Source organism: Allobosea sp. FW305-C-101 (genome assembly GCF_058783685.1).
Genome location: NZ_JBYSYT010000005.1, coordinates 345049 through 368822, shown reverse-complemented (window position 1 = coordinate 368822; position 23774 = coordinate 345049). Strand labels below are relative to the sequence as shown.

General features: G+C 66.8%; 23 protein-coding genes and 1 tRNA gene. 18 read left to right on the top strand and 6 right to left on the bottom strand.

Going from position 1 to position 23774, the window contains the following annotated elements:
- Positions 1–109 precede the first annotated feature (109 nt).
- From AC3WMA_RS21910 to AC3WMA_RS21870, 9 genes are all read left to right on the top strand, one after another.
- Positions 110–883: an ABC transporter ATP-binding protein gene (locus tag AC3WMA_RS21910; RefSeq protein ID WP_492287438.1), complete on the top strand. Its 774-nt coding sequence runs from the start codon at positions 110–112 to the stop codon at positions 881–883.
- Positions 884–914: 31 nt separating this feature from the next.
- On the top strand, positions 915–1697 hold the full coding sequence (locus tag AC3WMA_RS21905) for a transporter substrate-binding domain-containing protein (RefSeq protein ID WP_492287437.1): 783 nt from the start codon (positions 915–917) through the stop codon (positions 1695–1697).
- 45 nt (positions 1698–1742) lie between these two features.
- The gene (locus AC3WMA_RS21900; protein ID WP_492287453.1) at positions 1743–2441 is read left to right on the top strand and encodes an ABC transporter permease; all 699 of its coding nucleotides are present in this window, start codon (positions 1743–1745) and stop codon (positions 2439–2441) included.
- Entirely contained in the window at positions 2438–3166 is a 729-nt protein-coding gene (locus AC3WMA_RS21895) for an ABC transporter permease (RefSeq protein WP_492287436.1), read from the top strand. Before AC3WMA_RS21900 ends, AC3WMA_RS21895 begins: the two co-directional genes overlap by 4 nt.
- On the top strand, positions 3153–3935 hold the full coding sequence (locus tag AC3WMA_RS21890; RefSeq protein WP_492287435.1) for an inositol monophosphatase family protein: 783 nt from the start codon (positions 3153–3155) through the stop codon (positions 3933–3935). The genes AC3WMA_RS21895 and AC3WMA_RS21890 overlap by 14 nt, the downstream gene beginning before the upstream one ends.
- 199 nt (positions 3936–4134) lie before the next feature.
- Positions 4135–5865, top strand: coding sequence for a hypothetical protein (locus tag AC3WMA_RS21885; RefSeq protein WP_492287434.1), 1731 nt, complete (start codon positions 4135–4137; stop codon positions 5863–5865).
- Positions 5866–6120: 255 nt separating this feature from the next.
- Positions 6121–7668, top strand: a complete 1548-nt coding sequence (locus tag AC3WMA_RS21880) for an AbgT family transporter (protein WP_492287433.1) — start codon at positions 6121–6123, stop codon at positions 7666–7668.
- Positions 7669–7719: 51 nt separating this feature from the next.
- Positions 7720–8925 (top strand): M20/M25/M40 family metallo-hydrolase, encoded by a 1206-nt coding sequence (locus AC3WMA_RS21875; protein WP_492287432.1) that lies wholly within the window; start codon positions 7720–7722, stop codon positions 8923–8925.
- Between the two features lie 48 nt (positions 8926–8973).
- Positions 8974–10803 (top strand): SLC13 family permease, encoded by a 1830-nt coding sequence (locus AC3WMA_RS21870; RefSeq protein WP_492287431.1) that lies wholly within the window; start codon positions 8974–8976, stop codon positions 10801–10803.
- 108 nt (positions 10804–10911) lie between these two features.
- On the opposite strand, the gene AC3WMA_RS21865 is transcribed toward AC3WMA_RS21870, so the two are convergent.
- The 3 genes from AC3WMA_RS21865 to AC3WMA_RS21855 all read right to left on the bottom strand — a co-directional run bounded on the left by AC3WMA_RS21865 (position 10912) and on the right by AC3WMA_RS21855 (position 13164).
- On the bottom strand, positions 10912–11535 hold the full coding sequence (locus AC3WMA_RS21865; RefSeq protein ID WP_492287430.1) for a TOBE domain-containing protein: 624 nt from the start codon (positions 11533–11535) through the stop codon (positions 10912–10914).
- The gene (locus AC3WMA_RS21860) at positions 11489–12052 is read right to left on the bottom strand and encodes a hypothetical protein (protein WP_492287429.1); all 564 of its coding nucleotides are present in this window, start codon (positions 12050–12052) and stop codon (positions 11489–11491) included. The genes AC3WMA_RS21865 and AC3WMA_RS21860 overlap by 47 nt, the downstream gene beginning before the upstream one ends.
- Positions 12053–12174: 122 nt before the next feature.
- A complete protein-coding gene (locus AC3WMA_RS21855; protein ID WP_492287428.1) occupies positions 12175–13164 on the bottom strand; it encodes a zinc-dependent alcohol dehydrogenase family protein in 990 nt (329 codons plus the stop codon).
- A gap of 103 nt (positions 13165–13267) precedes the next feature.
- Here AC3WMA_RS21855 and AC3WMA_RS21850 point away from each other — a divergent pair, with 103 nt between their 5' ends.
- The 7 genes from AC3WMA_RS21850 (at position 13268) to AC3WMA_RS21820 (ending at position 20470) form a co-directional block, all read left to right on the top strand.
- Positions 13268–14164, top strand: a complete 897-nt coding sequence (locus tag AC3WMA_RS21850; RefSeq protein ID WP_492287452.1) for a LysR family transcriptional regulator — start codon at positions 13268–13270, stop codon at positions 14162–14164.
- A gap of 244 nt (positions 14165–14408) precedes the next feature.
- On the top strand, positions 14409–15062 hold the full coding sequence (locus tag AC3WMA_RS21845) for a hypothetical protein (protein ID WP_492287427.1): 654 nt from the start codon (positions 14409–14411) through the stop codon (positions 15060–15062).
- Entirely contained in the window at positions 15062–16294 is a 1233-nt protein-coding gene (locus AC3WMA_RS21840) for a DUF4350 domain-containing protein (protein WP_492287426.1), read from the top strand. The genes AC3WMA_RS21845 and AC3WMA_RS21840 overlap by 1 nt, the downstream gene beginning before the upstream one ends.
- Complete coding sequence (locus AC3WMA_RS21835; RefSeq protein ID WP_492287425.1) at positions 16263–17219, top strand: AAA family ATPase; 957 nt, start codon at positions 16263–16265, stop codon at positions 17217–17219. The genes AC3WMA_RS21840 and AC3WMA_RS21835 overlap by 32 nt, the downstream gene beginning before the upstream one ends.
- A complete protein-coding gene (locus tag AC3WMA_RS21830; protein ID WP_492287424.1) occupies positions 17216–18529 on the top strand; it encodes a DUF58 domain-containing protein in 1314 nt (437 codons plus the stop codon). Before AC3WMA_RS21835 ends, AC3WMA_RS21830 begins: the two co-directional genes overlap by 4 nt.
- Positions 18526–19581: a stage II sporulation protein M gene (locus AC3WMA_RS21825; RefSeq protein WP_492287451.1), complete on the top strand. Its 1056-nt coding sequence runs from the start codon at positions 18526–18528 to the stop codon at positions 19579–19581. The genes AC3WMA_RS21830 and AC3WMA_RS21825 overlap by 4 nt, the downstream gene beginning before the upstream one ends.
- Positions 19565–20470: an RDD family protein gene (locus AC3WMA_RS21820; protein ID WP_492287423.1), complete on the top strand. Its 906-nt coding sequence runs from the start codon at positions 19565–19567 to the stop codon at positions 20468–20470. The genes AC3WMA_RS21825 and AC3WMA_RS21820 overlap by 17 nt, the downstream gene beginning before the upstream one ends.
- Positions 20471–20498: 28 nt before the next feature.
- Here AC3WMA_RS21820 and AC3WMA_RS21815 read toward each other — a convergent pair whose 3' ends face one another.
- A complete protein-coding gene (locus tag AC3WMA_RS21815) occupies positions 20499–21245 on the bottom strand; it encodes a hypothetical protein (RefSeq protein WP_492287422.1) in 747 nt (248 codons plus the stop codon).
- Between the two features lie 28 nt (positions 21246–21273).
- On the opposite strand from AC3WMA_RS21815, the gene AC3WMA_RS21810 reads away from it, so the two are divergent.
- Entirely contained in the window at positions 21274–21540 is a 267-nt protein-coding gene (locus AC3WMA_RS21810; protein ID WP_492287421.1) for a hypothetical protein, read from the top strand.
- Between the two features lie 334 nt (positions 21541–21874).
- Here the strand turns inward: AC3WMA_RS21810 and AC3WMA_RS21805 are convergent.
- Positions 21875–21959, bottom strand: a tRNA-Tyr gene (locus AC3WMA_RS21805).
- A 169-nt stretch (positions 21960–22128) separates the two neighbouring features.
- Entirely contained in the window at positions 22129–22683 is a 555-nt protein-coding gene (locus AC3WMA_RS21800; protein ID WP_492287450.1) for an AAA family ATPase, read from the bottom strand.
- Between the two features lie 101 nt (positions 22684–22784).
- Between AC3WMA_RS21800 and rlmB the strand changes: the two genes are divergently transcribed.
- Positions 22785–23585, top strand: coding sequence for a 23S rRNA (guanosine(2251)-2'-O)-methyltransferase RlmB (gene rlmB / locus AC3WMA_RS21795; protein WP_492287420.1), 801 nt, complete (start codon positions 22785–22787; stop codon positions 23583–23585).
- Positions 23586–23774: the final 189 nt, after the last annotated feature.

Genomic DNA, 23774 nt, shown 5'->3' with positions numbered 1-23774 from the left:
CTGCCACCCTTTTGGGCGACGGCCGGAACTGGACCCTAGCGAAAGCTCCGAATTGGACCTTGGGGGGCCATGATCCGCCTCACATTCTGCCGTCAGCAGCGGAGTCCTCATGAACGTCGAGCGCAGCACCGTCCTGGAAGTCGAGGGCATCCGGAAGAGCTTCGGGGACCTCGCCGTCCTCAAGGGGCTGGACCTGACGGCCCGCAGCCATGATGTCGTGACGATGATCGGCGCCAGCGGCTCGGGCAAGAGCACCTTCCTGCGCTGCATCAACTTCCTCGAATTGCCCGATGCCGGCACCATCCGCTTCGAGGGCGAGACGGTCCGGCTGGCGCAGCAGGGAGCCGGCCGGGGCCAGCTCGACCGCAAGCAGATCAACCGGATGCGCAGCCGCATCGGCATGGTCTTCCAGAGCTTCAATCTCTGGACCCACCTCACCGTGCTGGAGAACGTCGCGGTGGCGCCGATCAAGGTGCTCGGCCTCAGCCGCAAGGAGGCGACGGAGCGCGCCGAGGCCTATCTCGAAAAGGTCGGTCTGATCGAGAAGCGCAATGCCTATCCCGCCCATATCTCCGGCGGACAGCAGCAGCGCGTCGGCATCGCCCGAGCGCTGGCGATGGAGCCGGCCCTGCTGCTTTTCGACGAGCCGACCTCGGCGCTCGATCCCGAACTGGTCGGCGAGGTGCTCGCGGTGATGCGCACGCTCGCCACCGAAGGGCGCACCATGATCATCGTGACCCACGAGATGGGCTTCGCCCGCGAGATCTCCAGCGAGGTCCTGTTCCTGCACCGGGGCGTCGTTGAGGAGCGTGGCCCGCCCGAGCAGGTCCTCGGCGATCCGCGCTCCGAGCGCTGCCGGGCCTTCCTCCAACGCGTCCTGTGAACCGAGCCGTCAAATAAAAGGGGAGAACGACATGCTGAAGCCAATTCTCGTCGCCGCCGGATTGCTTGGCGCCTTGACCGCGGGCGCCGCGGCAAAGGACGTCAAGGTCGGCAGCGAATGCACCTACCCGCCCTTCAACTTCCGTGATGCCAAGGGCGAATTGCAGGGCTTCGACATCGACGTCGCCCGCGAGATCGGCAAGCGCCTGAACGTCAATCTCGTCTTCGTCTGCCAGCAATGGGACGGCATGATCCCGGCGCTGCTCGCCGGCAAGTTCGACCTGATCGTGGCGAGCATGTCGATCACCGACGAGCGCAAGAAATCGATCGACTTCAGCGTGCCCTATCGCTCCTCCACGGCCCGCTTCGTCGGCGCCAAGACGCTCAACGTCCAGCCGATCGGGGCCGACGGCAAGCCGGACCCGAAGGCGCTGGCCGGCAAGACGGTCGGGCTGCAGCGCTCCTCGACCTACGAGCAGTTCATGACCAAGGAATTCCCGGGCGTGAAGCTCGCGCAATACGACACGGTCGACAACCTGCTGCTCGACCTGCAATCGGGCCGGATCGACCTCGCTTTCGCCGGGCCGATCAAGCTCGACGGCGATTTCCTGCAGAAGCCGCGCGGCGAGAGATTCCATTTCGTCGGCCCCGAGATCAACAACATCGCCCTGTTCGGCCCCGGCGTCGGCGTGGCGCTCCGCAAGGAGGACAGCGCGCTCCGTGACCAGATCGACGCAGCGCTGAACGCCTCGTTCAAGGACGGCTCCTTCAAGGCGATCAACGATCGCTACTGGTCGTTCAGCGTCCTGCCCTGAGCGCGCGACGAGGCAGCGGACCCGAGAGCGGCGGAGGTCGTGACGATGGATGTCCTGATGGGCTGGGGCGGCCAGCTCCTGCACGGTACGCTGGTGACCCTGGAGGTCGCCTTCGCCGCGCTGGCGCTCGGGCTCGTCTGGGGCATCCTCGGTGCGCTCGCCCAGCTCTCGCGCTGGTGGCTGGTCCGGCAGCTCGGCTTCCTGTTCACGCTGATCATGCGCGGCACGCCGGAGCTGCTGATCATCCTGATCATCTATTTCGGCGGCTCGGTCACGCTGACTGGGCTCGCCAAGTCGATCGGGATGGCAGCGGGCTTCGTCGAGATCCCCGCCTTCGCCGCCGGTGTCTTTGCGCTCAGCCTCGTCTTCGGAGGCTATGCGGCGGAGGTGCTGCGCGGCGCCTTCCTCGCCATTCCGAAAGGCCAGATCGAGGCGGCGGAGGCCTTCGGCTTCTCCTGGTGGGACGCCTTCACGACGGTGCGCCTGCCGCAGATCTGGCGCTTCGCCCTGCCGGGACTCGGCAATAATTGGATCTCGCTGATCAAGGACACCTCGCTCGTCTCGGTCGTCGGGCTGGAGGAGATCATGCGGGTCAGCGGCATGGCGACCGCGGTCACCGGCGAGCCCTTCCGCTTCTATCTGATCGCGGCGATCATCTTCTACGCGCTGACCACCAGCAACGGGCTCATCGTCGCGAAACTGGAACGCCGTGCCAGCCGCGGCGAACGGGAGCTGGCGCGATGAACCCGGCCCTGATGATCGAGAGCCTGCCCGCCCTGATCGAGGGCACCTGGGTCAGCCTGCAGCTCCTGACGGCCGCTCTCGTGTTCGGGCTGGCGCTGGCCGTGCCGATGGCGATCGCCAGGCTGGAGGCGCCTGCCCCGGCGCGCGCGGTGATCGCCTTCTACATCTCGTTCTTCCGGGGCACGCCGCTCCTGGTCCAGATCTTCCTGGTCTATTACGGCCTGTCGCAGTTCGATTTCATCCGCGAGAGCGCGCTCTGGCCCTTCATCCGGGAGCCGTGGTTCTGCGCCGTCCTGACCTTCGCGCTCCACACCGCGGCCTACACGGCGAACATCCTGCGCGGCGCGATCCAGGCCGTGCCGGCCGGCGAGATCGAGGCGGCCCATGCCTGCGGCATGTCCAGCCCGATGGCCTATCGCGTCATCATCCTGCCGCGCGCCTTCCGGCTCGCCCTGCCGGCCTATGCCAACGAGATCGTCAGCATGCTCAAGGCGACGTCGCTGGCGAGCACCATCACGCTCATGGAGCTCACGGGCACGGCGAACACGATCGTGGCGCGCACCTTCGCGCCCTATGAGCTCTTCGTCACCGCGGCCGCGATCTACCTCGTCATCGCCGCCATCCTGACCGCAGCCCTGCGGGCCCTCGAATACCGGCTCGCCAGACACCAGCGCCCGCTCGCCACGACGGCGGTGACCGCCGGAGATACCCATGTCCAAGCCTGACATCCATGCCTTCGCCGGCTTCGCCGAGCGGCTCGCCGATCTCAGCGGCACGATCATCCGCGAGGCCATCGCCAAAGGGCGGAGCTTCGACACCAAGGCCGATCGCAGCCCGGTCACCGAGATCGACCGCCGCGTCGAGGATCGCCTGCGCCGCGAGCTCGCGGCCATCCATCCCGATCACGGCATTCTCGGCGAGGAATACGAATCCATCGGCCTCGACCGCGATTTCGTCTGGATCATCGACCCGATCGACGGCACCAAGGCTTTCATCACGGGCATTCCGACCTTCGGCACGCTGATCGCGCTGGCCTATAAGGGCACGCCGATCCTGGGCGTCATCGACAACCCTGTCACCGCAGAGCGCTGGATCGGCGGCGACGGGCTGCCGACACGGCGCAATGGCGAGGCGGTGCAGACCCGTAAGGGCGCATCACTGGCCGAGGCCATTCTCGGCAACGGCAATCCAGAGCCTTTCAATGCCGGCGAGCGTGCCGCCTTCGAGCGGCTGCGCGGTGACACGAAATGGTGCGTCTATGGCGGCGGCTGCCACGCCTATGGCCGGGTTTCGGACGGGGCACTCGACATCAGCATCGATGGCGGGCTCGACCCGTTCGACTACTGCGCGCTGACCCCGATCGTGCGCAATGCCGGCGGCGCGATCACCGACTGGCAGGGCCGCGAACTGACGATCCATTCCGGCCATCGCTGCGTTGTGGCGAGCGGCAGCCCGGCCTTGCACGCGGAAGTCCTGCAGAAGCTGGCACACTGACGGTTTCGGCGCGCCTGCTCGCCGCCTGCCCCGTCCCGTCGCGTCCCCGCTGGAAAACCGGCACGCGAACAAATGAGATAGCCAGCCCAATGCCGGGATTCTGAGCCAATCCGCATTCCCTCCGGTGTTGCTAGCGTGGCCCGATGACTTGGGGCACGGCGCTCTTCTCGAAGGCGGCGGCAACAGGAGCGGCGGCGACATGACCTTCGACTGGAGCCTTGGATCGGAGGCCTCCGCCTGGGCCGCCTCGACCGCCCGGCTCGATGACTTCCGGCCTCTGCTCCCGGCGGAGGAGGAGATCGTCGCCAAGCTGCGTTCCGGCAATTTCGACAAGCTCGGCGACGGTGCGCTGCCGGCCGAACGGACTCCGGATCGGGAGGTCCGCGCCGGCTTCCTGCGGTTCCTGATCCTGGGCGGCGAGGCCGGCTGCCGGCCCCATGAGAAAGGCGTGCTCGTTCGCGGCGCCTGGATCACGGATGTGCTCGACCTTGAAGCCTGCCGCGTGTTCCGCGATATCGGCCTCAACGATTGCCATTTCGAGGCCACGCCGATCCTGCGCGCGGCCATCATCAACCGGCTGTTTCTGGACGGCTCGCGCCTTCCCGGCCTCCAGGCCGAGCGGCTGGAGGCTCGCGGCGGGATCTATCTGCGTGGAGCGGAGCTCGAAGGGACCGTCAATCTCGATCAGGCGCGCCTCGGCGGAAACCTCCAATGCGACGGCGCCACGATCCGCAGCCGCGGGGACTACGCCGTGCTGGGGCGGAGCCTGGAGGTTCGCAACGTCCTCCTGCGCGGCGCGGCGCTTCGTGGCGGCCTCAGCCTGTCGGGCGCCGTGCTCGCGGCCGATCTCGATATCGCCGGCGCGACCGTCGTCGCGTTCGAGAGCATGGCGCTCGATGCCGGCGAGATGGCCTGCCATGGCAGCGTGGTCCTGCGCAGCGCCCGCATCACCGGAGAAGCGAAGCTCACCGCATCAGACATCTCCGGCGACCTCGATTGCTCCGGTACGATCGTCGACAACCCCGGCAAGATCGCCATCGAGGCCAGCCGGATGGCCGTCCGCGGCGCGTTCTTCCTGCGTCGCGAGGCCCGCCTCGACGGCACGCTGGCGCTGACCGGAGCCTCGATCGGCACCATCCACGACGAGGCGGCCTGCTGGCCGAAGCCCGGCGACCTCATGCTCAACCGCTGTCGCTACGGTGCCTTCATCGATGCGCCGGTCGACGCCGACAGCCGCCTCGACTGGCTGTCGCGCCAGACGCCCGCGCGCTGGGGCGAGGATTTCTGGCCGCAGCCCTATGAGCAGCTTGCCACCGTCTTCCGCGAGATGGGCTATGGCGAGGATGCCGCCTCGGTGCTCGCCATCAAGGAGCGCCTGCAGCGCAGGGCGCGCCGGGCTCGCGCCGGGAATCCGATCTGGCGGGCGCTCCTGTTCGTGTCCGACGGCATTCTCGGCATCACCCTCGGCTATGGTCGCAGGCCGCTTTTCGCCCTCCTCTGGCTGGCCTTCTTCTGGCTGACGGGGACCGCGGTCTTCACCTATGCCGAGCGCCAGGGCGCGGTGATGCCGAACAGCGCCGTCGTGCTGCGCGCGCCGGAATGGACCCTGTGCGGCCTCCCGCAGGACGAACAGAGGCCGCTGCTCGCCAGTGGAGTGTCGCAAGGGCTGGCGACACCGGGACAGACCCAGCTCGCCTGCTTCCGCGAACGCTGGGAGGCTTCGAGCTTTCCCGCCTTCAAGCCTTGGGCCTATTCGCTCGACACGCTCCTTCCCGTCCTCGACATGGGACAGCGCAGCTTCTGGCGCCCGAACCCGACGAAGCCCGGCGGGCGGCTCGCGATCAACTATTTCTACTTCCAGTCGGTCGTCGGCTGGGCCTTGAGTCTGCTCGCCGTCGCGGGCTTCTCGGGCCTGGTGAAATCCTCGTGATCCAGCCGCGGCCCGAGCAGGCGGCGATGCGGTGACGATGTACTGGAGTCCTGGCGGGCCGTGCCAACGCCCGCGCGAGTTTCAAATTTTGGGACGCGATGCTCAGCCTCTGGGATTCCCTGCCGATGTCCTTTCCCGAGAGGCACTTAATGATCGCACCAGAATTCGGGATTCTGTCTGCGCCCATGTGAAGCCGAAGGCCGGCACAGGTCGCGCGCCTGAATAGCGAAGACTCTGGCTTGAGGGGGATGCGCGATGGCGACTGCAGCCGCACCGAAAACGGTCATGCAACGGTTTCTCGACACGGTCGAGAAGGTGGGCAACATGGTGCCCCACCCCGTCATCATCTTCCTGATCCTGATCGGGATCGTCATTGCCCTCTCGGCCGTGCTGGGCCTGTTCGGCGCTGCCGTCACCTTCGAGCGGATCAACCCCGATACGCACAAGATCGAGACCGCGAGCACGGCGATCCGCAGCCTGCTCACGATCGACGGCATCCGCTTCATGTATTCGTCGCTGATCCCGAACTTCATGAGCTTCACGGCGGTCGGCCTCATGATCGTCGCCATGATCGGCGCCGGTGTCGCGGAGGAATCCGGGCTCGTCACCGCGCTGATCCGCAAGCTCGTGATCATCTCGCCGCGCTGGGCGCTGACCTATATCCTGTCCTTCGTCGGCATCATCGCCAGCATCGCGGCCGATGCCGGCTACCTCGTCCTGATCCCGCTGGCCGGCATCGCCTATCTCGCCGTGGGGCGCCATCCCGTCGCCGGGCTGGCCCTGGGTTTCGCGGCGGTCGCCAGCGCCTTCACGGTCAACATGCTGATCAAGCCGCTCGATGCGGTGCTGGTCGAGTTCACCAACGATGCCGCGCGCCTCGTCGATCCCAACCGCACGATCGGCCTCGCGTCCAACCTCTGGTTCTCGATCGCCTCGGTGCTGTTCCTGACGGTCATCATCGCCTTCATCACCGACAAGATGATCTCGCCGCGCCTGGGCGCCTATGATCCGAAGCTGGCGGCCGAAGGCACCGTCACCGAGCAGGGCGCGGTGCTGTCCGAGGCGGAGTCGCGCGGCCTGCGCTTCGCGGGGTTCGGCCTGCTCGCGCTGGTGGCCGTGTTCTGCCTGCTGACGATCCCTGCCGGCGCGCCGCTGCGCAACCCGACGACCGGCGAGCTGATCGGCAACTCGCCCTTCATGAACGGGCTGATCGCCCTGATCATGCTCTTGTTCCTGGTCACGGGCTGGGCCTATGGCATCGGCGCCGGCACGCTGAAGACGTTGGCGGAGGTCATCGCGGCGATCGAGAAATCGATCAAGAGCATGGGCGGCACGATCTTCCTGTTCTTCGTGCTCAGCCAGTTCGTCGCCTATTTCACCTATACCAATATCGGCACCGTGATGGCGCTCAGCCTCTCGGGCGCGCTGCAGGCCGCCAATATCGGCGCCCTGCCGCTGCTGCTCGGCTTCATCGTCGTGGTCGCGCTGATCGACCTGCTGCTGACCGGCGCGATCGCGAAATGGGCGATCTTCGCCCCCGTCTTCGTGCCGCTGCTGATGAAGCTCGGCGTCGAGCCGGAGGCCGTGCTCGCGGCCTATCGCATCGGCGATTCCCCGATGAACGCGATCACCCCGCTCAACGCCTATTTCGCCCTCGTGGTCGGCTTCATCCAGAGATACGACCGCAATGCCGGCGTCGGCACGGTGGTGTCGCTGATGCTGCCCTATGTCGTCTGGATGTTCGTGCTGTGGACCGCGCTCTTCGCCGTCTGGAAGATGCTCGGCCTGCCCTGGGGCCTCTGACCTCCCACGCCACCCATTCCGTCGCCCATTCAAACCGCCCGGATGCAGATCATGACGACACCGTCCATTCCCCTCGACGTCGAAGCTGCCATCGCGCATCTCATGCGCTTCCTTTCGGTCGAAGGCGTCACCGGCAAGGAAGCCAATATCGGCGCGGCCGTCAGCGACGCGCTGAAGGCGGTCGGCGTTCCCGCCTCCGCCATCCGCTTCGACGATGCCAACAAGCGCATCCCGCTGCCGACCGAGACCGGCAACCTGATCGTCGACCTGCCCGGCACCAAGGCCGGGCCGCGCCTGCTGTTCTCGACCCATCTCGATACCGTGCCGCTCTGCGCCGGCGCCAAGCCGGAGCGCAAGGGCAACCGCATCGTCTCGGACGGCACCACGGCGCTCGGCGGCGATGCCCGCACCGGCGTCGCCCTGCTGGTCGTGCTGGCCGAGACGCTGATCAAGAACAAATTGCCCCACCCGCCGATCACGCTTCTCTTCACCGTGCGCGAGGAAAGCGGCCTGCACGGCGCGCGCGAGCTCAACCCCAAGGATCTCGGCGGCGCGGCGATGTGCATCAATGTCGATGGCCAGCTCGCCTCCGAACTGCTCATCGGCGCGGTCGGCCAGGAGAACTGGGAGGTCGAGATCACCGGCAAGGCCTCCCATGCCGGCGTCGCGCCGGAAAAGGGCATCTCGGCGACGCTGGTCGGCTCGATCGCGATCACCGAAGCCCGCCGCGAAGGCTGGTTCGGCAAGATCGTCAAGCCCGACGGACGAGGCACCAGCAATGTCGGCATCTTCGGCGGCAAGGGCGGTACGACCGCCGCCGGCGACGCGACCAATGTCGTCACAGACTACGCCTATATCCGCGGCGAGGCGCGCAGCCCCGAGGCCGCCTTCGCCACGAAGATCGCCGAGGCTTTCAAGGCCGCCTTCGCCAAAGCGCAAGCCGAGGTCAAGGACGATGCCGGCGAGACCGCGCAGGTGAAATTCAGCCACAAGCCGGCCTATCCGCCCTTCGAGCTCGCCAAGGATTCGCCTGTGGTGAAGCGCGCCACCAAGGCGCTCGGCCTGCTCGGCATCGAGCCGAACTACCTGTTCTCGAATGGCGGGCTCGATGCCAACTGGCTCGACAAGCATGGCGTGCCGACCATCACCATCGGCGCCGGCCAGGCCGAGATCCACACCATCAAGGAATATGTGAATCTCGACGAATATGAGAAGGGTTGCCGCCTCGGCATCCTCATGGCGACGATGGAAGACTGAGACCCCAACAGGGCCTGCGATCGAACAGGACCCACAAGGAGCCGCCGCTTGAGCCCGATCGCCTATACCGGCCTCATCATCGCCATTGCCGTCGTCCTGTTCATCACGAACAAGGTGCCCGTCGTGCTCGTCGCGATGGGCACGGCGCTGGGCCTCTGGGCGACCGGCGTCCTCACCTTGCCTCAGGCCCTCGCTGGCCTGGGCGACCCCGCTGTCATCTTCATCGCCTCGCTCTTCGTCGTCAGCTCCGGGCTGGAGGTCACCGGCGTCACCGCCTGGGCGGGCCAACTCCTGATCAGGGGCGCGGGCGAGGAAAGCCGCACGCGCCTGCTGCTCCTGATGATGGGGCTGGTCGCCCTGCTCGTCGCGCTGATCAGCCTCAACGGCGCGGTCGCGGCCTTGCTGCCGGTCGTCGTCGTCATCGCGGTCCGGCTCAAGCGCAACTCCTCGCAATTGCTGATGCCGCTCGTCTTCGCCGGCCATGCCGGCTCGATGCTGGCGCTGACCGGAACGCCGGTGAACGTGCTGGTCTCCGAGGCCGGGCTCGATGCCGGCGTCGGCGGCTTCGGCTTCTTCGAATTCGCGCTGGCCGGCATCCCGCTGCTCGCCGGCACAATGGCGATCATCATCCTGTTCGGCGAGAAGCTGCTGCCGCAGCGCAATGGCGCGACCATGCCGGCGGATTTCAGCCGCCACGCCAAGACGCTGGTCGAGCAATATGGCCTCGCCAGCGGCATCCACCAGCTGCGCGTCCGCGCGACCTGCACCTATATCGGGCAGCCCACCAGCGAGGTCGATCTCGGCTCGTGGTCCGGGCTCCAGCTCGTCGCGATCCAGGACGGCGACACCGCCGGGCCGCTGCGCCGCACGACCATCGCCGAGGGCGACCATCTCCTCCTGCGCGGCGATGCCGAGGCCGCGGCCCATTTCGCGGCGCAGATGCATCTCGCCTTCCGTGAGGAAGGGGCCGGCGACAGCGAGGAGACCTTGTTCAATCGCCGCTCCGGCCTCGCCGAGGTGGTGATCCCGCCGCGCTCCGGCCTGATCGGCCAGACCGTGTTCCCGGGCATGGTCACCGAAAGCGGGGACCTGATCGTGCTCGCCGTCCAGCGCGGCGCCAACGACGCGCAAGGCTCCGGCGAGGCCAAATCGGCCGGCGTCGTGCTGCAGGCCGGCGACACCATGCTGTTGCAAGGCACCTGGAAGGCGCTCGACACCCATCTCGACGACCCCGACGTCCTCGTCGTCAGCTCGCCGGAGCTGGTGCGGCGTCAGGCCGTGCCGATGGGCCCCGGCGCCAAGCAGGCCATCATCATCCTGTTCGCGATGGTGCTGATGCTGGCGACCGGCGTCGTCCCCTCCGCCGTGGCAGGCCTGCTCGCGGCCGGCGCCATCATCCTCTGCGGCATCATGAACGTCGAGCAGTCCTATCGCGCGATCAGCTGGACCACCGTCATCCTGGTCGGCGCGATGATGCCGCTCTCGACCGCGATGATCGAGACCGGCGCGGCCAAGATGCTGGCCGATCGGCTCGTCGCCCTGGTCGGCGATGCCGGGCCGACGGCGCTGCTCGCAGGCCTGTTCGTGCTGACGGCCGTGCTCGGCCAGCTCATTAGCAACACGGCGACGGCGCTGATCATCATCCCGATCGGCGTCGCGGCCGCGACGGCCATGGGCATCTCGCCGCGCCCCGTGCTGATGAGCACGGCCGTCGCCGCCGCCGGTGCCTTCCTGACACCGATCGCGACGCCGACGAACCTGATGGTGATGGGACCGGGCGGCTATGTCTTCAGCGATTACTGGAAGCTCGGGCTGCCGCTCCTGCTCTGGTTCTTCGTCGTCGCCGTCTTCATCGTGCCGCTGATCTGGCGCTTCTGAGAACAGCGCTGCGTGCCGGCGCGTTCGCGCGCGGCACGTCGCTGAAGCATCGTGCAACTGCCCGGAAGCCCCGGAAGCAGGCGTTGGATCTGGCCCGAAGGCCGACGCTCATGCGGCCTCGGTTAACAGAAGCGCTGCGCCATTGACCGAGACGAAGACCGTGCTTCCGATCGCGGGAGGGTCGATGCTCGACACATGCGCGGTGAACCGGCTTTCGGCGCCGTCATCGTGCGCCCGCAAGGCCGCCGCGCATTGCCCGCCCCGAAAGGCGATATCCTCGATGACGACCTTCAGGCCAGGCCCGTCCGGCGAGAGCCGGAATTGCTCCGGCCGGAGCCTGATCGTGCAGCGGCCGCTGCGACCGCCCGTCTCAGCGGCGAGCCGGCCGAGCGCGCAGGAGACGCCCACCGCCTCGATCCTCGCCTCGAACAGCACGGCATTGCCAAGGAACTGCGCCGTCTCAAGCGGCCGGCCGCCGTCATCAGCCCGGTGACCTTCTTGCTGTCGAGCTTGGCGATCGGTTCCAGCTTGGCGTTCGAGGCCTCGCCGACTGTCGATGGCGTTTTCGTCAGCCCCTCGGACCTCTCGCTGACATGCGGCCGCGGCGGCTATCGCTTTACCGACGACGACCGCGCCGACATCGCCCGCATCACCGCCGCCTGCGCGGCGGCAGGCAAGCCATGGATCATGCCCGCCTGGAGCCCCACGGAGCGGGCTTTTGCAGCGGCCCATGGCGCTCGTCGGGCCGCCCGACGACCGACAACGTCGCCAATCGACGCCCCGGCGAGCGCCCGCCCTTTCGTTCGATCGCCCAGCGCATCAAGGCGAGCAGCGGCCAATGCAGAACGGCCAGATCCAACGCGACAACGATATCACCGCGAGCGTCGATCGAGTGAGCGATATTGTGCTTGATGACGGAGCCTGGCTGCTGCCGAACGAGAACATGAGACCGTGCCACCGGCCAGCTCAGGAAATTGAACGAGCAGACCGCCTCGCTGGTTGGCTCGAAACCCGGAGGCACGCTCAGCGCCGCCGGACGCCTCGTCGCAGGCCTGCACTCTCTAAGGAACGCACTGCTGTCCTGCACCAGTCCACCGGTAGGGCCGTACAGGAATGCCGCCAGCGCCTGCGTGAGCAGCATCACCAGAAGGTAGTCGACAAGAAATCCACCGGCGCGGCTGAGAACACCACCCCTTACCCAACCCGGCGTTTCTCTCATCACTGCCCCCGACAGAAGAAAAGAGCTCACCGGCAGCCTGCTGAGAGGCAAGAGCGTTGGAGGGAGCAGCGATGCCGAAAACAAGCTCGGTTTTCGACGGCCGAACCGAGTGTCAGGCCTTGCGGAGAAGGCGTCGTAGATTTGCCGCGCCCTCAAAGCGTCACCACGACCTTGCCGAACTGCTCGTTCGATTCAAGGTAGCGGTGCGCCTCGGCGATTTCGTGGAACGGAAAGGTCCGGGCGATGATCGGCTTCAGCGAGCCGTCGCTCAGCCCTTCCAGGACGAAGGTCTTGGCAGCGGCGAGCCGCGCGGGATCGCCGGTGACCTCGTGAACGAGATAGCCGCGCAGCGTCAGCCCTTTGCTCAGCACGTTGAAGAATGGGAAGGGCGTCGCTTCGGAACTCTGGCCGCCATAGTTGATGAGGATGCCACCTCGGGTCATCGCAGCGGTAAGCGGCATGAAGGCAGGGCCACCGACTGCGTCGAAGACGACCCGGATCCCACCATCGCCAGCGATATCGTTCAGTCGGGCTTCGATATCCTCCTCGGACGAAGCAACGACATGGGCGGCGCCGGCCTCCCGTAGCGCCGCAGCCTTCCGCGCGGTCCGCGTCACTGCGATTGGGATTGCAGCGAGGCGATTGGCGACCTGGATCGCGGCGAGCCCCACGCTGCTGGATGCTGCGGTTATCACCACATACTCGCCGTGCTTGATACGGGCGAGGTCGATCAGCGCACCATAGGCGGTCAGATACTGCATCCAGCTCGCCGCGGCCGCGTCCCAGCCGAGCATCGGCGGGTGCTTCACGGCCAGTTCGGCCGGGGCGATGACGATCTCGCCGTGCATCGGCCAGCTCACCATCGAGCGCGGCGGCACCAGGCTGACGGCATCGCCAGGCGAGAAGCCTTCGACGCCTGCGCCGACGCGATCGATCAGGCCGGCGGCTTCGAGGCCGATACCGGAGGGGAAACGCGCCTGCTCGATATAGCTCCCGGAGCGGAACAGGGCCTCCGCTCGGTTGAGGCCGAGTGCCTTGGTCCGGATCCTGATTTCACCGGGGCCCGGCGGCGGTACATCGATGTCCTCGATGGTGAGGACCTCTGGACCGCCATGGCGGTGAAAGCGGACCGTGCCGGCCATGCTCATGACTCCAAAATAGAGCGAATGAATGAGCTATGACAGCGCGCCGTCCCACGATAAACATCGCTCCCCGATCGATAATCAAAATCAGCAGTTCTGAATGATGGATCGCCTTACCAGCATGGCCGTGTTCGTCAGGGCGGTCGATCTCGGCTCTTTTGCCGCAGCGGCGGCGACGCTCGGCCTGTCGGCTCCAATGGTCGGAAAGCATGTCCGCTTTCTGGAAGAGCGCCTTGGCGTTCGGCTGCTCAACCGCACGACGCGGCGGCAAAGCCTGACCGAGTTCGGCCAGGCCTATTACGAACGCTGCCGAACCATTCTCGCCGAGGCTGCGGCGGCCGATGCGCTCGCCGCCGACCAGTTGGGCGAACCTCGCGGCAAGCTCCGGGTGGCGCTGCCGGCACTGTTCGGCCGGTGCTGTGTCATGCCGATCCTGCTTGATCTGGCGTGCCGTTACCCGCAGCTGGAGCTCGATCTCGCCTTCGGCGACGGTTTCATCGACCTCACAGAGGGTGGGCATGACCTCGCCATCCGCACCGGTGAACTGCACGATGCCGCAAACCTGGTGACGCGCCGCGTCGCCCGCCAGCGCATGATCGTTTGCGCCGCACCATCCTATCTCGCAGCTCACGGGAGCCCCGCGCTTCTGGGCGATCTCGCCGATCATGACGCCGTGATCTATCGCCGCTCCGGCCGCGTGCGACCCTGGCTGTTCCCGCGCGAGGAGGGACCGCCGGTGGAGGTTATGCCGCGGCACCGGCTGCGGCTCGACGATCTCGAGGCGATCGCCGATGCGGCGATGCTCGGCATGGGCCTCGCCTGGTTGCCGTCATGGCTGGTGCTAGAGCGGCTCAAAGCCGGGGAGCTGGTCGAGCTGCTGCCGGAGGAAGGACGATTGCCCTACGACGTGCACGCTCTCTGGTTGCAGACGCCGCATTTGCCGCCGAAGATGCGTGTCGCGATCGATGCGCTGGCGGCGGATCTGCCGGGGCTGATGTGAAGCGGCCCCGGCGACGGGTTTTCGCATTCGACGGCCAAAGAGGTGCAACTGTAGATCGAAGGCACGTTTAAGGCTGCAGGCCAGAGATGGCCGCCGATGGCGTCGCAGGCTTCCAAGGATTCCCTGGCGACAAGTCTCGAAGCATGCCTGTGCAGATGCGCGGTATATCCTTGCACGTTCCGCCCCTATGAGACCGTCGTTTCCTTCGCCATACTGCTCGCGATCGCATGCGGATTCGAAGGTTGTGAAGCGGCTGCCCCTCCTGCTCGTTGCATTCTGCGTCGTCACGCTCGACGGCGCCGCGCGGGCGGCCACTGATGCCAGCGAGATCGTCCGGCAGAGCATCCGCCGCCACGACATTCAGACGGAGATGCCGGTGCCCGAGCCGCGGGCTTCGAGCTGGCTCGACTGGCTGAAATTCGACATCTCCGCCGATATGGCGCGCATCCTGCTCTGGGGCGCCGTCATCCTCGGTGTGGCCGTGACGATCTGGTCCTTGCGCGACAGCCTGCCGGCCTTCAGCCGCTCGCGTCGGATCGCAGCCGGGCAGATGCCCTCCGGCTTCTCCGATCCCTCTGCCCGGATGGAGGAAGCGCAGCTCGAAGCCGACGACCTCGCGAGCCGGGGCCAATATGGCGAAGCCATGCATGTGCTGCTGCTCAAGAGCCTCGCCGAGATCCGCATGCGGCTCGGCACCAGCTTCGCGGTCTCGCTGACGAGCCGCGAGATCCTGCGCAAAGTCACCCTGCCGCAGACCGGGACCGGCGCGCTCGGCGCCATCGTCCGATCGGTCGAGCAGACCTATTTCGGCGGCAGGCCGGCAGGGCAGGAGGATTATCTCGGCTGCCGCCAGGAATTCGAAACGCTGAAGCGCTCGCTGGCGGCAGGCGCCGCTTGATGGGAGCTGCGACCTTCCAGCCCCGCGTCCTTGCAGCGCTTGCGGCGGCGCTCTGCACCCTCTTCGCGGCATCGCTGCTCCTGACCGGAATGGGTGGGCGCGAGGCGACAGGCCTCGCTTCCGGCGCCAACAGCTATTCCAATTCCGCCGTCGGCCATCTCGCCTTCCATGACCTGTTGCGTGGCTCGGGCTACAGGACGATGCGCGCCGAGGACCGCCCACTGGAGGCTGCCGGTGAAGATGGCGTGCTGATCCTGGCCGAACCGGCAGGGAGCCTGACCAGCGAGGAAAACCGGAACAAGCTCGCGACGGCCAGCCGCATCCTGCTCGTCCTGCCGAAATGGACCGTGCGCGCCGGGGAGCGGCGCAAGGACTGGATCGGCCAGGCGGAGCTTGCGCCCTTGCTGCGCGTCCAGTCTGCCCTGAGCGCGGCAGTCAGCGGCGGCAACGTCGTCCGGACGAAGCCGCCAGTCGCCTATAGCAAGACGATCGCGGCGGCGGACCCAACCGTCCAGGGCGACATCCAGCTCATCAAGGGCTCCAATCTCACGCCGCTGATCTCGACGCCGGACGGCATTCTGCTCGGCGAGTTGCGGCAGGGCGATCGCCGCATCTTCGTGCTGGCCGATCCCGATCCGATCGAGAACCACAGCATCGGCAAGGGCGCGAACGCCGCCTTCGCGCGCGATATCGTCGCCGCCCTGCTCGACGGCAAAAATCGCCCGCTGGTCTTCGACGAGACCATCCACGGCTTCCGAAGGTCGCCCCCGAACCTGCTGAAATTCCTTTATGAATTCCCGCTCAATCTGGTGCTCATCCAGGTCCTGGCTGCGGTCGCGCTGCTGCTCTGGGCGGCGATGGGGCGTTTCGGAGCGCCCTTGCCGGCGCCGCGCCGGCTCGATGCCGGCCGGCATGCGCTGATCGGCAGTGCCGCGGCGCTGGTCGACTATGCCGGGCACCATGCCGCGATCCTGCAGCGCTATATCGCGATGACGCTGCAGGACGCCGCGCGAATTCTGCGGGCACCGGCCGGGCTGGAAGGCAACGACCTGACCGCATGGCTCGCAAGGGCCTCCGAAGCGCGGGGTATCGACCCGAAGCCACTCCTCGGACTGGGTGCCTCCACCTTAAGCTCCCGCAATCTCGCCTCGCTGCTCGCCGCGGCGCAGGCTCTTCATCACTGGCGCAAGGACCTGCCGCATGGAACTCCGCGACGTCTCGACGATCACTGAAGGGCTTCGCGGCGAAATCCGCAAAGCCGTCGTCGGCCAGGACGAGGTCGTCGAGCTGATGCTGGTCAGCCTGCTCTGCGGCGGGCATGTCCTGCTCGAAGGCGTGCCGGGCACGGCCAAGACCTTGCTGGCGCAATCCTTCGCGACCGGGCTGTCGCTCCGCTTCGGACGCATCCAGTTCACGCCGGACATGATGCCGGGCGACCTGCTCGGCACCAATCTCTTCGATTTCCGGACCAGCAGCTTCAACCTGACGCGCGGGCCGATCTTCACCGACATCCTGCTCGCCGACGAGATCAACCGCACGCCGCCCAAGACGCAGGCCGCGCTGCTGCAGGCGATGAACGAGCGCAACGTCACCATCGACGGCACGACCCATCCGCTGGGTGAGGCCTTCATGGTGGTCGCGACTCAGAACCCGATCGAGCAGCAGGGCACCTATCCGCTGCCGGAAGCGCAGCTCGACCGCTTCCTGTTCAAGATCAACCTGAGCTATCCGAGCCGCGAGGAGGAATTCGCCATCGTCGCGCGCCACGGGCACCGCGCCGCCATGCCGAAGCTTGCGGAATTCGGCCTCGCCCCAGTCGTCTCGGAACAGCATCTGCTGGCAGCCCGCGCGCTGGTCGGCGGGATCGCGCTCGGCGAGCCGCTGGTCGGCTACATCGTCGACCTCGTCCGCGCGACGCGCAGCCATCCGGCGATCGAGACCGGCGCCTCGCCGCGCGCCGCGACCATGCTGGCCTCGGCGAGCCGCGCCCGTGCGGCGACGCAGGGGCGCGACTTCGTCATCCCCGACGACGTCAAGGGCATCGCCCTGCCCTTGCTGCGGCACCGGATCGTGCTCGCCCCCAATGCCGAGATCGACGGATTGATCAGCGACAAGGTCATCCTCGAACTGATCGATCAGGTTGCCGCACCGCGATGATCAGGCCGACTCCGCGCGCCGTCCTGCTCTTCGGGCTGACCGTGCCGGTCGCCATCGGCCTGCTGATCCATGACCAGACGCTCTGGCCGATCGCGCTCGATCTCGGCCTGTTCGTGCTGGCCCTGATCGGGCTCGATGCCCTGCTTTGCACCCGGCCGTCACGATTATCTCTGACGGTCGATGCGCCGCCGCGCCTTTATATCGGCAGCGAGGGACACCTGACCGTGAGCGCCGCTATCGAGGGCGCATCGCGGGTAGTGTCGATCCAGGTCCTGCCTGAGCAGAGCGGCGATGCCGCTCCGCCCGAGCTCGCCCGGTTCGATGTCCAGCCCGGGGCCGTGGGCTCGGTCACGTTGCCGCTGCGGCCTTTGCGACGCGGACGGATCACGATCGATGCGCTCTGGCTGCGCTGGCGCGGTCCGCTCGGCCTCGCCGGCCGGAGCCAGCGCCGGCCGCTGGCGCTCACGATCGACGTCGTGCCCGATATCCGCGGCATCGCCTCGGCCGCCGTGCAGTTCTTCAGCCGCGACGCTGTCGACGGCATCAAGGTCCAGCGCCAGAAGGGCGAAGGCACCGAGTTCGAGGCGCTGCGCGACCATGTCCAGGGGCTCGACAACCGCTTCATCGACTGGAAGCACTCGGCCAAGCATCTGAAGCTGCTGTCGAAGGAATTCCGGATCGAGCGTAACCACCAGATCGTGCTCGCCTTCGACACCGGCTACCTGATGGCCGAGCCGATCGACGGTTTGCCGCGGCTCGACCATGCGATCCATGCCGGCTTGCTGCTGGGTTGGGTCGCGCTGCGCAGCGGCGACCATGTCGGCAGCTTCGGCTTCGATTCACGCATCCGGCAATATCTCCAGCCCTCGCCCGGCCGGAGCGCCTTCGCCCGGCTCCAGAATGCCTCGGGCCAGCTCGGCTACCGGGCCGAGGAGACCAATTTCACGCTGGGGCTCGCCGAGCTCAACGCCCGCCTGAAGCGCCGGGCGCTGGTCGTCCTGTTCACCGAATTCATCGACACCACGACGGCGGGGCTGCTGCTGGAAAGCCTCCAGCGCATGGCCAACCGCCATGCCGTGATCTTCGTCACGCTGCGCGATCCGCTGCTGGCCGATATCGTCGATGCCGAGCCGGCGGGCTTCCGGCCGGTCGCCGAGGCGGTCGTCGCCCGCGACCTGCAGCGCGAGCGCGCCGTGGTGTTGGAGCGATTGGCACGGATGGGCGTGCATTGCCTGGAAATCCCGCCGCGGGGCCTGGCCGTTGGCCTCGTCAACCGCTACCTCACCATCAAGCAGAGGGGGCTGCTATAGAACCGAACAGCTCCTTAGCCACGCCTCCGCCCCCGGTCGCGACCGTCACGCTGCGCAGCGCCGAGTTTCGCAGGAACCGCGAGACGGCCTGGCGGGTACTGGACGATCTCGTCTCGCGCATCGAGAAGAAGGGTCTGTCGCGCCTTTCCGCCGCGGAGTTGCAGGAACTGCCCCTGCTCTACCGGACAGCCGCCTCCTCGCTCTCGGTCGCCCGCTCGATCGCGCTCGACCGCAACCTGATCCTCTATCTCGAAGGGCTGGTGCTCAGAGCCTTCTTCGTGGTCTACGGCCCGCGCATCGGCATCCTCGAAGCGCTCGGGGGCTTCCTGAAACGGGGCTTCCCGCAGGCCGTCCGCGGAGCAGGCTGGCATATCCTGCTGGCGACGCTCGCCATCGCGGCCGGCATCGCCATCGGCTACCTGATGGTGCTGCCGAACGAGGCGTGGTTCGGCATGCTCGTCCCCGAAGGCCTGGCGGGTGGACGCGGCCCGGCGAGCACGGCCGACCAATTGCGCCGAACGGAAATCTTCGCGCCCTGGCCCGGCTTCGTCGATTCTTTCGTCGTCTTCGCCAACTTCCTGTTCCGCCACAATGCAACGATCGGGATCATGACCTTCGGGCTCGGGGTGTTCGGCGGCGTGCCGACACTTTTGCTGCTCGGCTATCAGGGCATCGTGCTCGGAGCCTTCCTGGCGCTGCACTACAATCGCGGCCTGCTCCTCGATTTCATCGGCTGGATTTCGATCCATGGCGTGACCGAGATCGGCGCGCTCATCCTGTGCGGTGCCGGCGGGCTCGTCATCGCCGAGAAGATCCTGTTTCCGGGCCGCTACAACCGGCTCGACAGCCTTGCCATGGCCGGGAAGGCGGCGGCCGGGCTCGCAGGCGGGGCCGTGCTGATGCTCTTCGTCGCCGGCATCATCGAGGGGGGCCTGCGCCAGCTCGTCGCCTCGACGCCCTGGCGCTTCGCGATCGGCGCCACGACCGGCGTGCTGTGGACGGTCTATTTCCTCTCGATCGGCAGACGCGGACGCCATGGCCCAGCGACTTGACCGCATCAACCGGCTGCTCGACGGCATCACCCGCAACCGGCGCGAGATCATCACGCCGGAAGGCGTAGCGCTGGAGGTCGATATCGCCAACCATGGCGAGCGGCTCGTCGCCTTCCTGATCGATTTCCTGTTCTGGATGCTGGCGACCGCGCTGCTCTTCCTCGTGCTCGGCCTGACGCTGCTGCACGGCGTCACCGGCTCGGTGACGGTCACGGTCGTGCTGTTCCTGTCCTTCCTGCTCCGGAACCTCTACTTCATCTATTTCGAGCTGCAGAGCCAGGGCGCGACGCCGGGCAAGCGCATCGTCAACCTCAAGGTGATCGACCGCAGCGGCGGCCCGCTCCTGCCTGGCGCGATCGTCGCCCGCAACCTGACCCGCGAGGTCGAGATATTCCTCCCGCTTGGGCTGTTCTTCGCCGTGCCGAAGATCGGCGCCGGCGCCGAATTCTGGACGGCGGCGAGCTATTTCGGCTGGGCGGTCGCACTCTCGGCCCTGCCCTTCTTCAACCGCGATCACCTGCGCGCCGGGGACCTGATCGCGGGCACCATGGTCATCTCCGTGCCGCGCCGCGCCCTGCTCGCCGAACTCGCGGAGGCGCAGAGCCGCTTCGTCTTCAGCCGCAAGCAGCTCGACGCCTATGGCGCCTTCGAATTGCAGGTGCTGGAGGAGTTGCTGCGCCGGCCGGCCTCGCCCGATACCTTCGCCATGCAAGTGCAGGTCTGCGACAAGATCTGTCGCAAGATCGACTGGACGGAGAAGGTTCCTCCAGCCGAGGCGCTCGATTTCCTGAAGGCCTTCTACACGGCCGAACGGGCGCATCTCGAACGCGAGCAGCAGTTCGGCCGCTACCGCGCTGACAAGAACGAACCCGCCGCGACCGGCCCTTGAGAGCCGGCGCGGCAGGCTCTCGCGCGCCTCAATCGAAAACGCTGGCGAGCGTGTCCAGGCCGACGCCTTCCTTGGCCACGCGCAGATCATGGTAGATCACGGCCGAGAGCACGGCGGCGAAAGCGGTCGAGACGACCTGCCAGCCGAAGCTCAGCAACTGTCCGACAAGACCGGTGCCGCCGATCATGGTGAACACGAAGGCACCCAGCACCGAGATCACCACGACGAGCAGGAAGAGCCCGAAGATCTGCCAGCGATAGCCCTTGGTCAGCGCGACGCTGCGGCTCATGCTCTCAGTCACGCCCAGCTTCTCGATGACGCAGGCGGGAATGGCGACATAGAGCATGCAGCCGATGATGACGCCCGGCACGATGAGAAGCAGGAAGCCGAGCATCGTCGCAAGGCCGACCAGGATACCGACGCCGATGACGGGAATCGTGCGGGCGAGCCCGACCCGCAAGGAATCGCCGATCGTGAAGGGCTGCTGGCGCATCTCCTGGAAGGCACCGTAGAGGCTCGTCGCCTGGGCCAGGGTCTGGAGCACGAAGGTCAGGAGCCCGGTCAGAATCGCGCCGAAGGCGATGCCCGATGCCGCAGGAGTGTTCGACGACAGTGCAGTGAAGGTCAGCAGAAGGATCGGGATCATCGGCACGAAGGCCAGCAGGACGAATTTGCCAGTCTGGCGCCCGAGGATCGCCGAGGTCTTGTTCATCACGGCGCCGACGCGGAATTGATTCGATGTAAGGACATAGCCACCCGATGACACGTCGTTCATTCGACCCTCTTTCAAATACGGCGAAATGGTGACCGAGCTGACTGTACAGGGCAACCAAAGTGAAAAGCTATCGCTGCCGAAACGCTTTTTCGATCTGATCCCTGAGCAGCTTAATGATGTATTGCCAGGGCGTGTGATCGTCCGCCTGCACGAAGGCTTCGGCCGGCATGCCCGTTTGAGCAGAAGTAGCTCACCGGCGTGCGTGATCATCTGGCCTTCGAGGTCATGCTCTACACCGGCTTTCGGCGCGGCGATGCTTCCCGCTTCGATCGGCAACATGTCCAAAACGGACTGATCTACATGACGACGGAGAAGGGCCAGGGAAAGGCCAGCGTCGTCCTCCCTCTCCTGCCCCCGCCGGCGGGGTCGATCGAGACCGCCAAGACCGGCGGCATGGCCTTCATCGCCAGGGCTGATGGAACGGCGATGGGCAAGGAAGGGGTCGGGAACTGGTTCGCTGACGCTGGTATGTCTGCCGATATGCCGCGACGCGAACCGAGCCCGGCTTGCTCAGCAGGCCGCCGCGCTCCTGATTCCGGAACCGCAATCGGACGCCTACTCCCGCACCTCATTGTCAGGTACGGGCGTCGTGGCGAGAAAGAAGGAAAATCAAGTTCTTAGGAAAAAGGTGGTGGGGGAAGCAGGACTCGAACCTGCGAAGGCATAGCCAGCGGATTTACAGTCCGCCCCCTTTGCCGCTCGGGACATTCCCCCGCCTGCGCCCTTGATCGGCTCGGTGAGCCCAGGGCCACCGATATGTCACTTTCGCGACGACCGGTAGGCGCGGCCGGACTTATGGTGACCGGGCCGCGCCCTGTCAACGGCAAAAAGACCGATCATGCGAATTCGTTGTGAAGGCCCGGCGAGATGCCCGAAAAATCGATCACTCCCGGACGAGCAGGCGATCGAGCACGAAGCTGACGCGCTCCGCGACGCTCGCGCGGGGCAATTCGACGAGCGCATAGCCGTAGCGGGGATAGATTTCCGCCATGGCCGCATAGGTCCGCTCCGCCTCGGCGAAATCCTGCTTACGCTCGGCATCCTGCGTGAAAATCTCGCGCCAGGGCGGGGCTATGAAGACCGCCCGGCGGTAGCGCAGCTGCTGCGCGGCACGCGCGACATGATCGGGAATCGGCAGGCCGCACAACGCCAGATATCCCGCGATGTCGGGAAGGCCGCGATCGAAGAACACGTTTCCCCGTCCCGCGCGGGCCTCGGCATGGCCACGCAGGTCGGCTGCCAGCATCAACTCGGCGAACAGCGCCGGATCGACTGAGGGCAGCCCCCGGCCACCGATCATCTGCTGGTCGCGGATGATCGCCCGCCCGGCCTCGGGCCGTACCGCTTGGCCGCTGGCCGCCAGGGCCTCGATCAGGCTTGTCTTTCCTGCGCCCGGGCCGCCGGTGATCACGATCAGCCGGTCCGTTTCCTGTGGCATCGTGGCTCCTTTTCTCGTGGGATATGTCGGCAAAGGGTGGTTCGCGCTGGCCAAGCGCGCGATGTCGTGGCACGGCAATCCGGCAATCACTGGAGAGAGCGATGGCTCCGCCGTTCCGCCCGAAACAAGCCAGGCCCGCAGGGGGCAGACAGGGCGCCCGCCGCAGCGACGGGCCGCCGCCGCACCGGCCGGGCGATATCGACGAGGCCGTGCTCTACGGCGTGCATCCCGTCGTCGAGGCGCTGAAGAATCCGCGGCGCCGCCACCGGCGCCTGCTCGCGACGGAGAATGGCCTGCGCCGCCTGCAGGAGCAAATCGACCCTCTGCCGCTCGAGGCCGAGATCGTGCGTCCCTCCGAGATCGACCGGCTGCTCACCCCCGATTCGGTGCACCAGGGCCTCTATCTCGTCTGCGATCCCCTGCCCTCGCCCGATCTCGACAGCCTGCCGGACGATGCGGTTGTCCTGGCGCTCGACCAGGTCACCGATCCGCATAATGTCGGCGCCATCCTGCGCTCGGCCGCAGCCTTTGCCGCTGCCGCCGTGATCGTCACGATCCGGCACTCTCCCGCCGCCACCGGCGTGCTGGCGAAATCCGCCTCCGGCGCGCTGGAGCATGTGCCGCTGATCGCGGTGCGCAATCTCGGCGACGCGCTCGATACGCTGGGCAAGCGCGGCTTCCTGCGCGTCGGCTTCGATTCGGATGGCGACGTTTCGCTGGACGACGTCGCGCTGCGCCGCCCGCTGGTGATGGTGATGGGCGCCGAGGGCAAGGGCCTGCGCCAGCGCTCGCGCGAGCTCTGCGACCATGTCGCGCGGCTCGAAGTGCCCGGCACGATCACCAGCCTCAACGTCTCGAACGCGACCGCGATCGCACTCTACGCGGCCAGCCGGCGCCGCTGACCAGCAGGCTCCAAGTGCCGGAAAAGGGGTTGTTTCCGCGCTTTCCGGCCTGCGAAATCCCCCTCGCCGTTAGTCTCATAGACGAACGGTGCAAGACCAAGTGCCTGATTGCCCCTGCGACAATCCGCGCGCAATCCTCTGAAGCGAGCTGGAGTGACGGGACTCACCCATCTTCCGGCCGCGCGGCCA

Coding starts and splice junctions, on each gene's coding strand:
- AC3WMA_RS21890 (WP_492287435.1), top strand. CDS start 3,153: ATGTCCAAGCCTGACATCCATGCCTTCGCCGGCTTCGCCGAGCGGCTC.
- rlmB (WP_492287420.1), top strand. CDS start 22,785: ATGGCTCCGCCGTTCCGCCCGAAACAAGCCAGGCCCGCAGGGGGCAGA.
- AC3WMA_RS21800 (WP_492287450.1), bottom strand. CDS start 22,683: ATGCCACAGGAAACGGACCGGCTGATCGTGATCACCGGCGGCCCGGGC.
- AC3WMA_RS21865 (WP_492287430.1), bottom strand. CDS start 11,535: ATGGGCCGCTGCAAAAGCCCGCTCCGTGGGGCTCCAGGCGGGCATGAT.
- AC3WMA_RS21855 (WP_492287428.1), bottom strand. CDS start 13,164: ATGGCCGGCACGGTCCGCTTTCACCGCCATGGCGGTCCAGAGGTCCTC.
- AC3WMA_RS21905 (WP_492287437.1), top strand. CDS start 915: ATGCTGAAGCCAATTCTCGTCGCCGCCGGATTGCTTGGCGCCTTGACC.
- AC3WMA_RS21830 (WP_492287424.1), top strand. CDS start 17,216: ATGATCAGGCCGACTCCGCGCGCCGTCCTGCTCTTCGGGCTGACCGTG.
- AC3WMA_RS21910 (WP_492287438.1), top strand. CDS start 110: ATGAACGTCGAGCGCAGCACCGTCCTGGAAGTCGAGGGCATCCGGAAG.
- AC3WMA_RS21850 (WP_492287452.1), top strand. CDS start 13,268: ATGGATCGCCTTACCAGCATGGCCGTGTTCGTCAGGGCGGTCGATCTC.
- AC3WMA_RS21875 (WP_492287432.1), top strand. CDS start 7,720: ATGACGACACCGTCCATTCCCCTCGACGTCGAAGCTGCCATCGCGCAT.
- AC3WMA_RS21880 (WP_492287433.1), top strand. CDS start 6,121: ATGGCGACTGCAGCCGCACCGAAAACGGTCATGCAACGGTTTCTCGAC.
- AC3WMA_RS21815 (WP_492287422.1), bottom strand. CDS start 21,245: ATGAACGACGTGTCATCGGGTGGCTATGTCCTTACATCGAATCAATTC.
- AC3WMA_RS21840 (WP_492287426.1), top strand. CDS start 15,062: ATGGGAGCTGCGACCTTCCAGCCCCGCGTCCTTGCAGCGCTTGCGGCG.
- AC3WMA_RS21835 (WP_492287425.1), top strand. CDS start 16,263: ATGGAACTCCGCGACGTCTCGACGATCACTGAAGGGCTTCGCGGCGAA.
- AC3WMA_RS21820 (WP_492287423.1), top strand. CDS start 19,565: ATGGCCCAGCGACTTGACCGCATCAACCGGCTGCTCGACGGCATCACC.
- AC3WMA_RS21900 (WP_492287453.1), top strand. CDS start 1,743: ATGGATGTCCTGATGGGCTGGGGCGGCCAGCTCCTGCACGGTACGCTG.
- AC3WMA_RS21895 (WP_492287436.1), top strand. CDS start 2,438: ATGAACCCGGCCCTGATGATCGAGAGCCTGCCCGCCCTGATCGAGGGC.
- AC3WMA_RS21885 (WP_492287434.1), top strand. CDS start 4,135: ATGACCTTCGACTGGAGCCTTGGATCGGAGGCCTCCGCCTGGGCCGCC.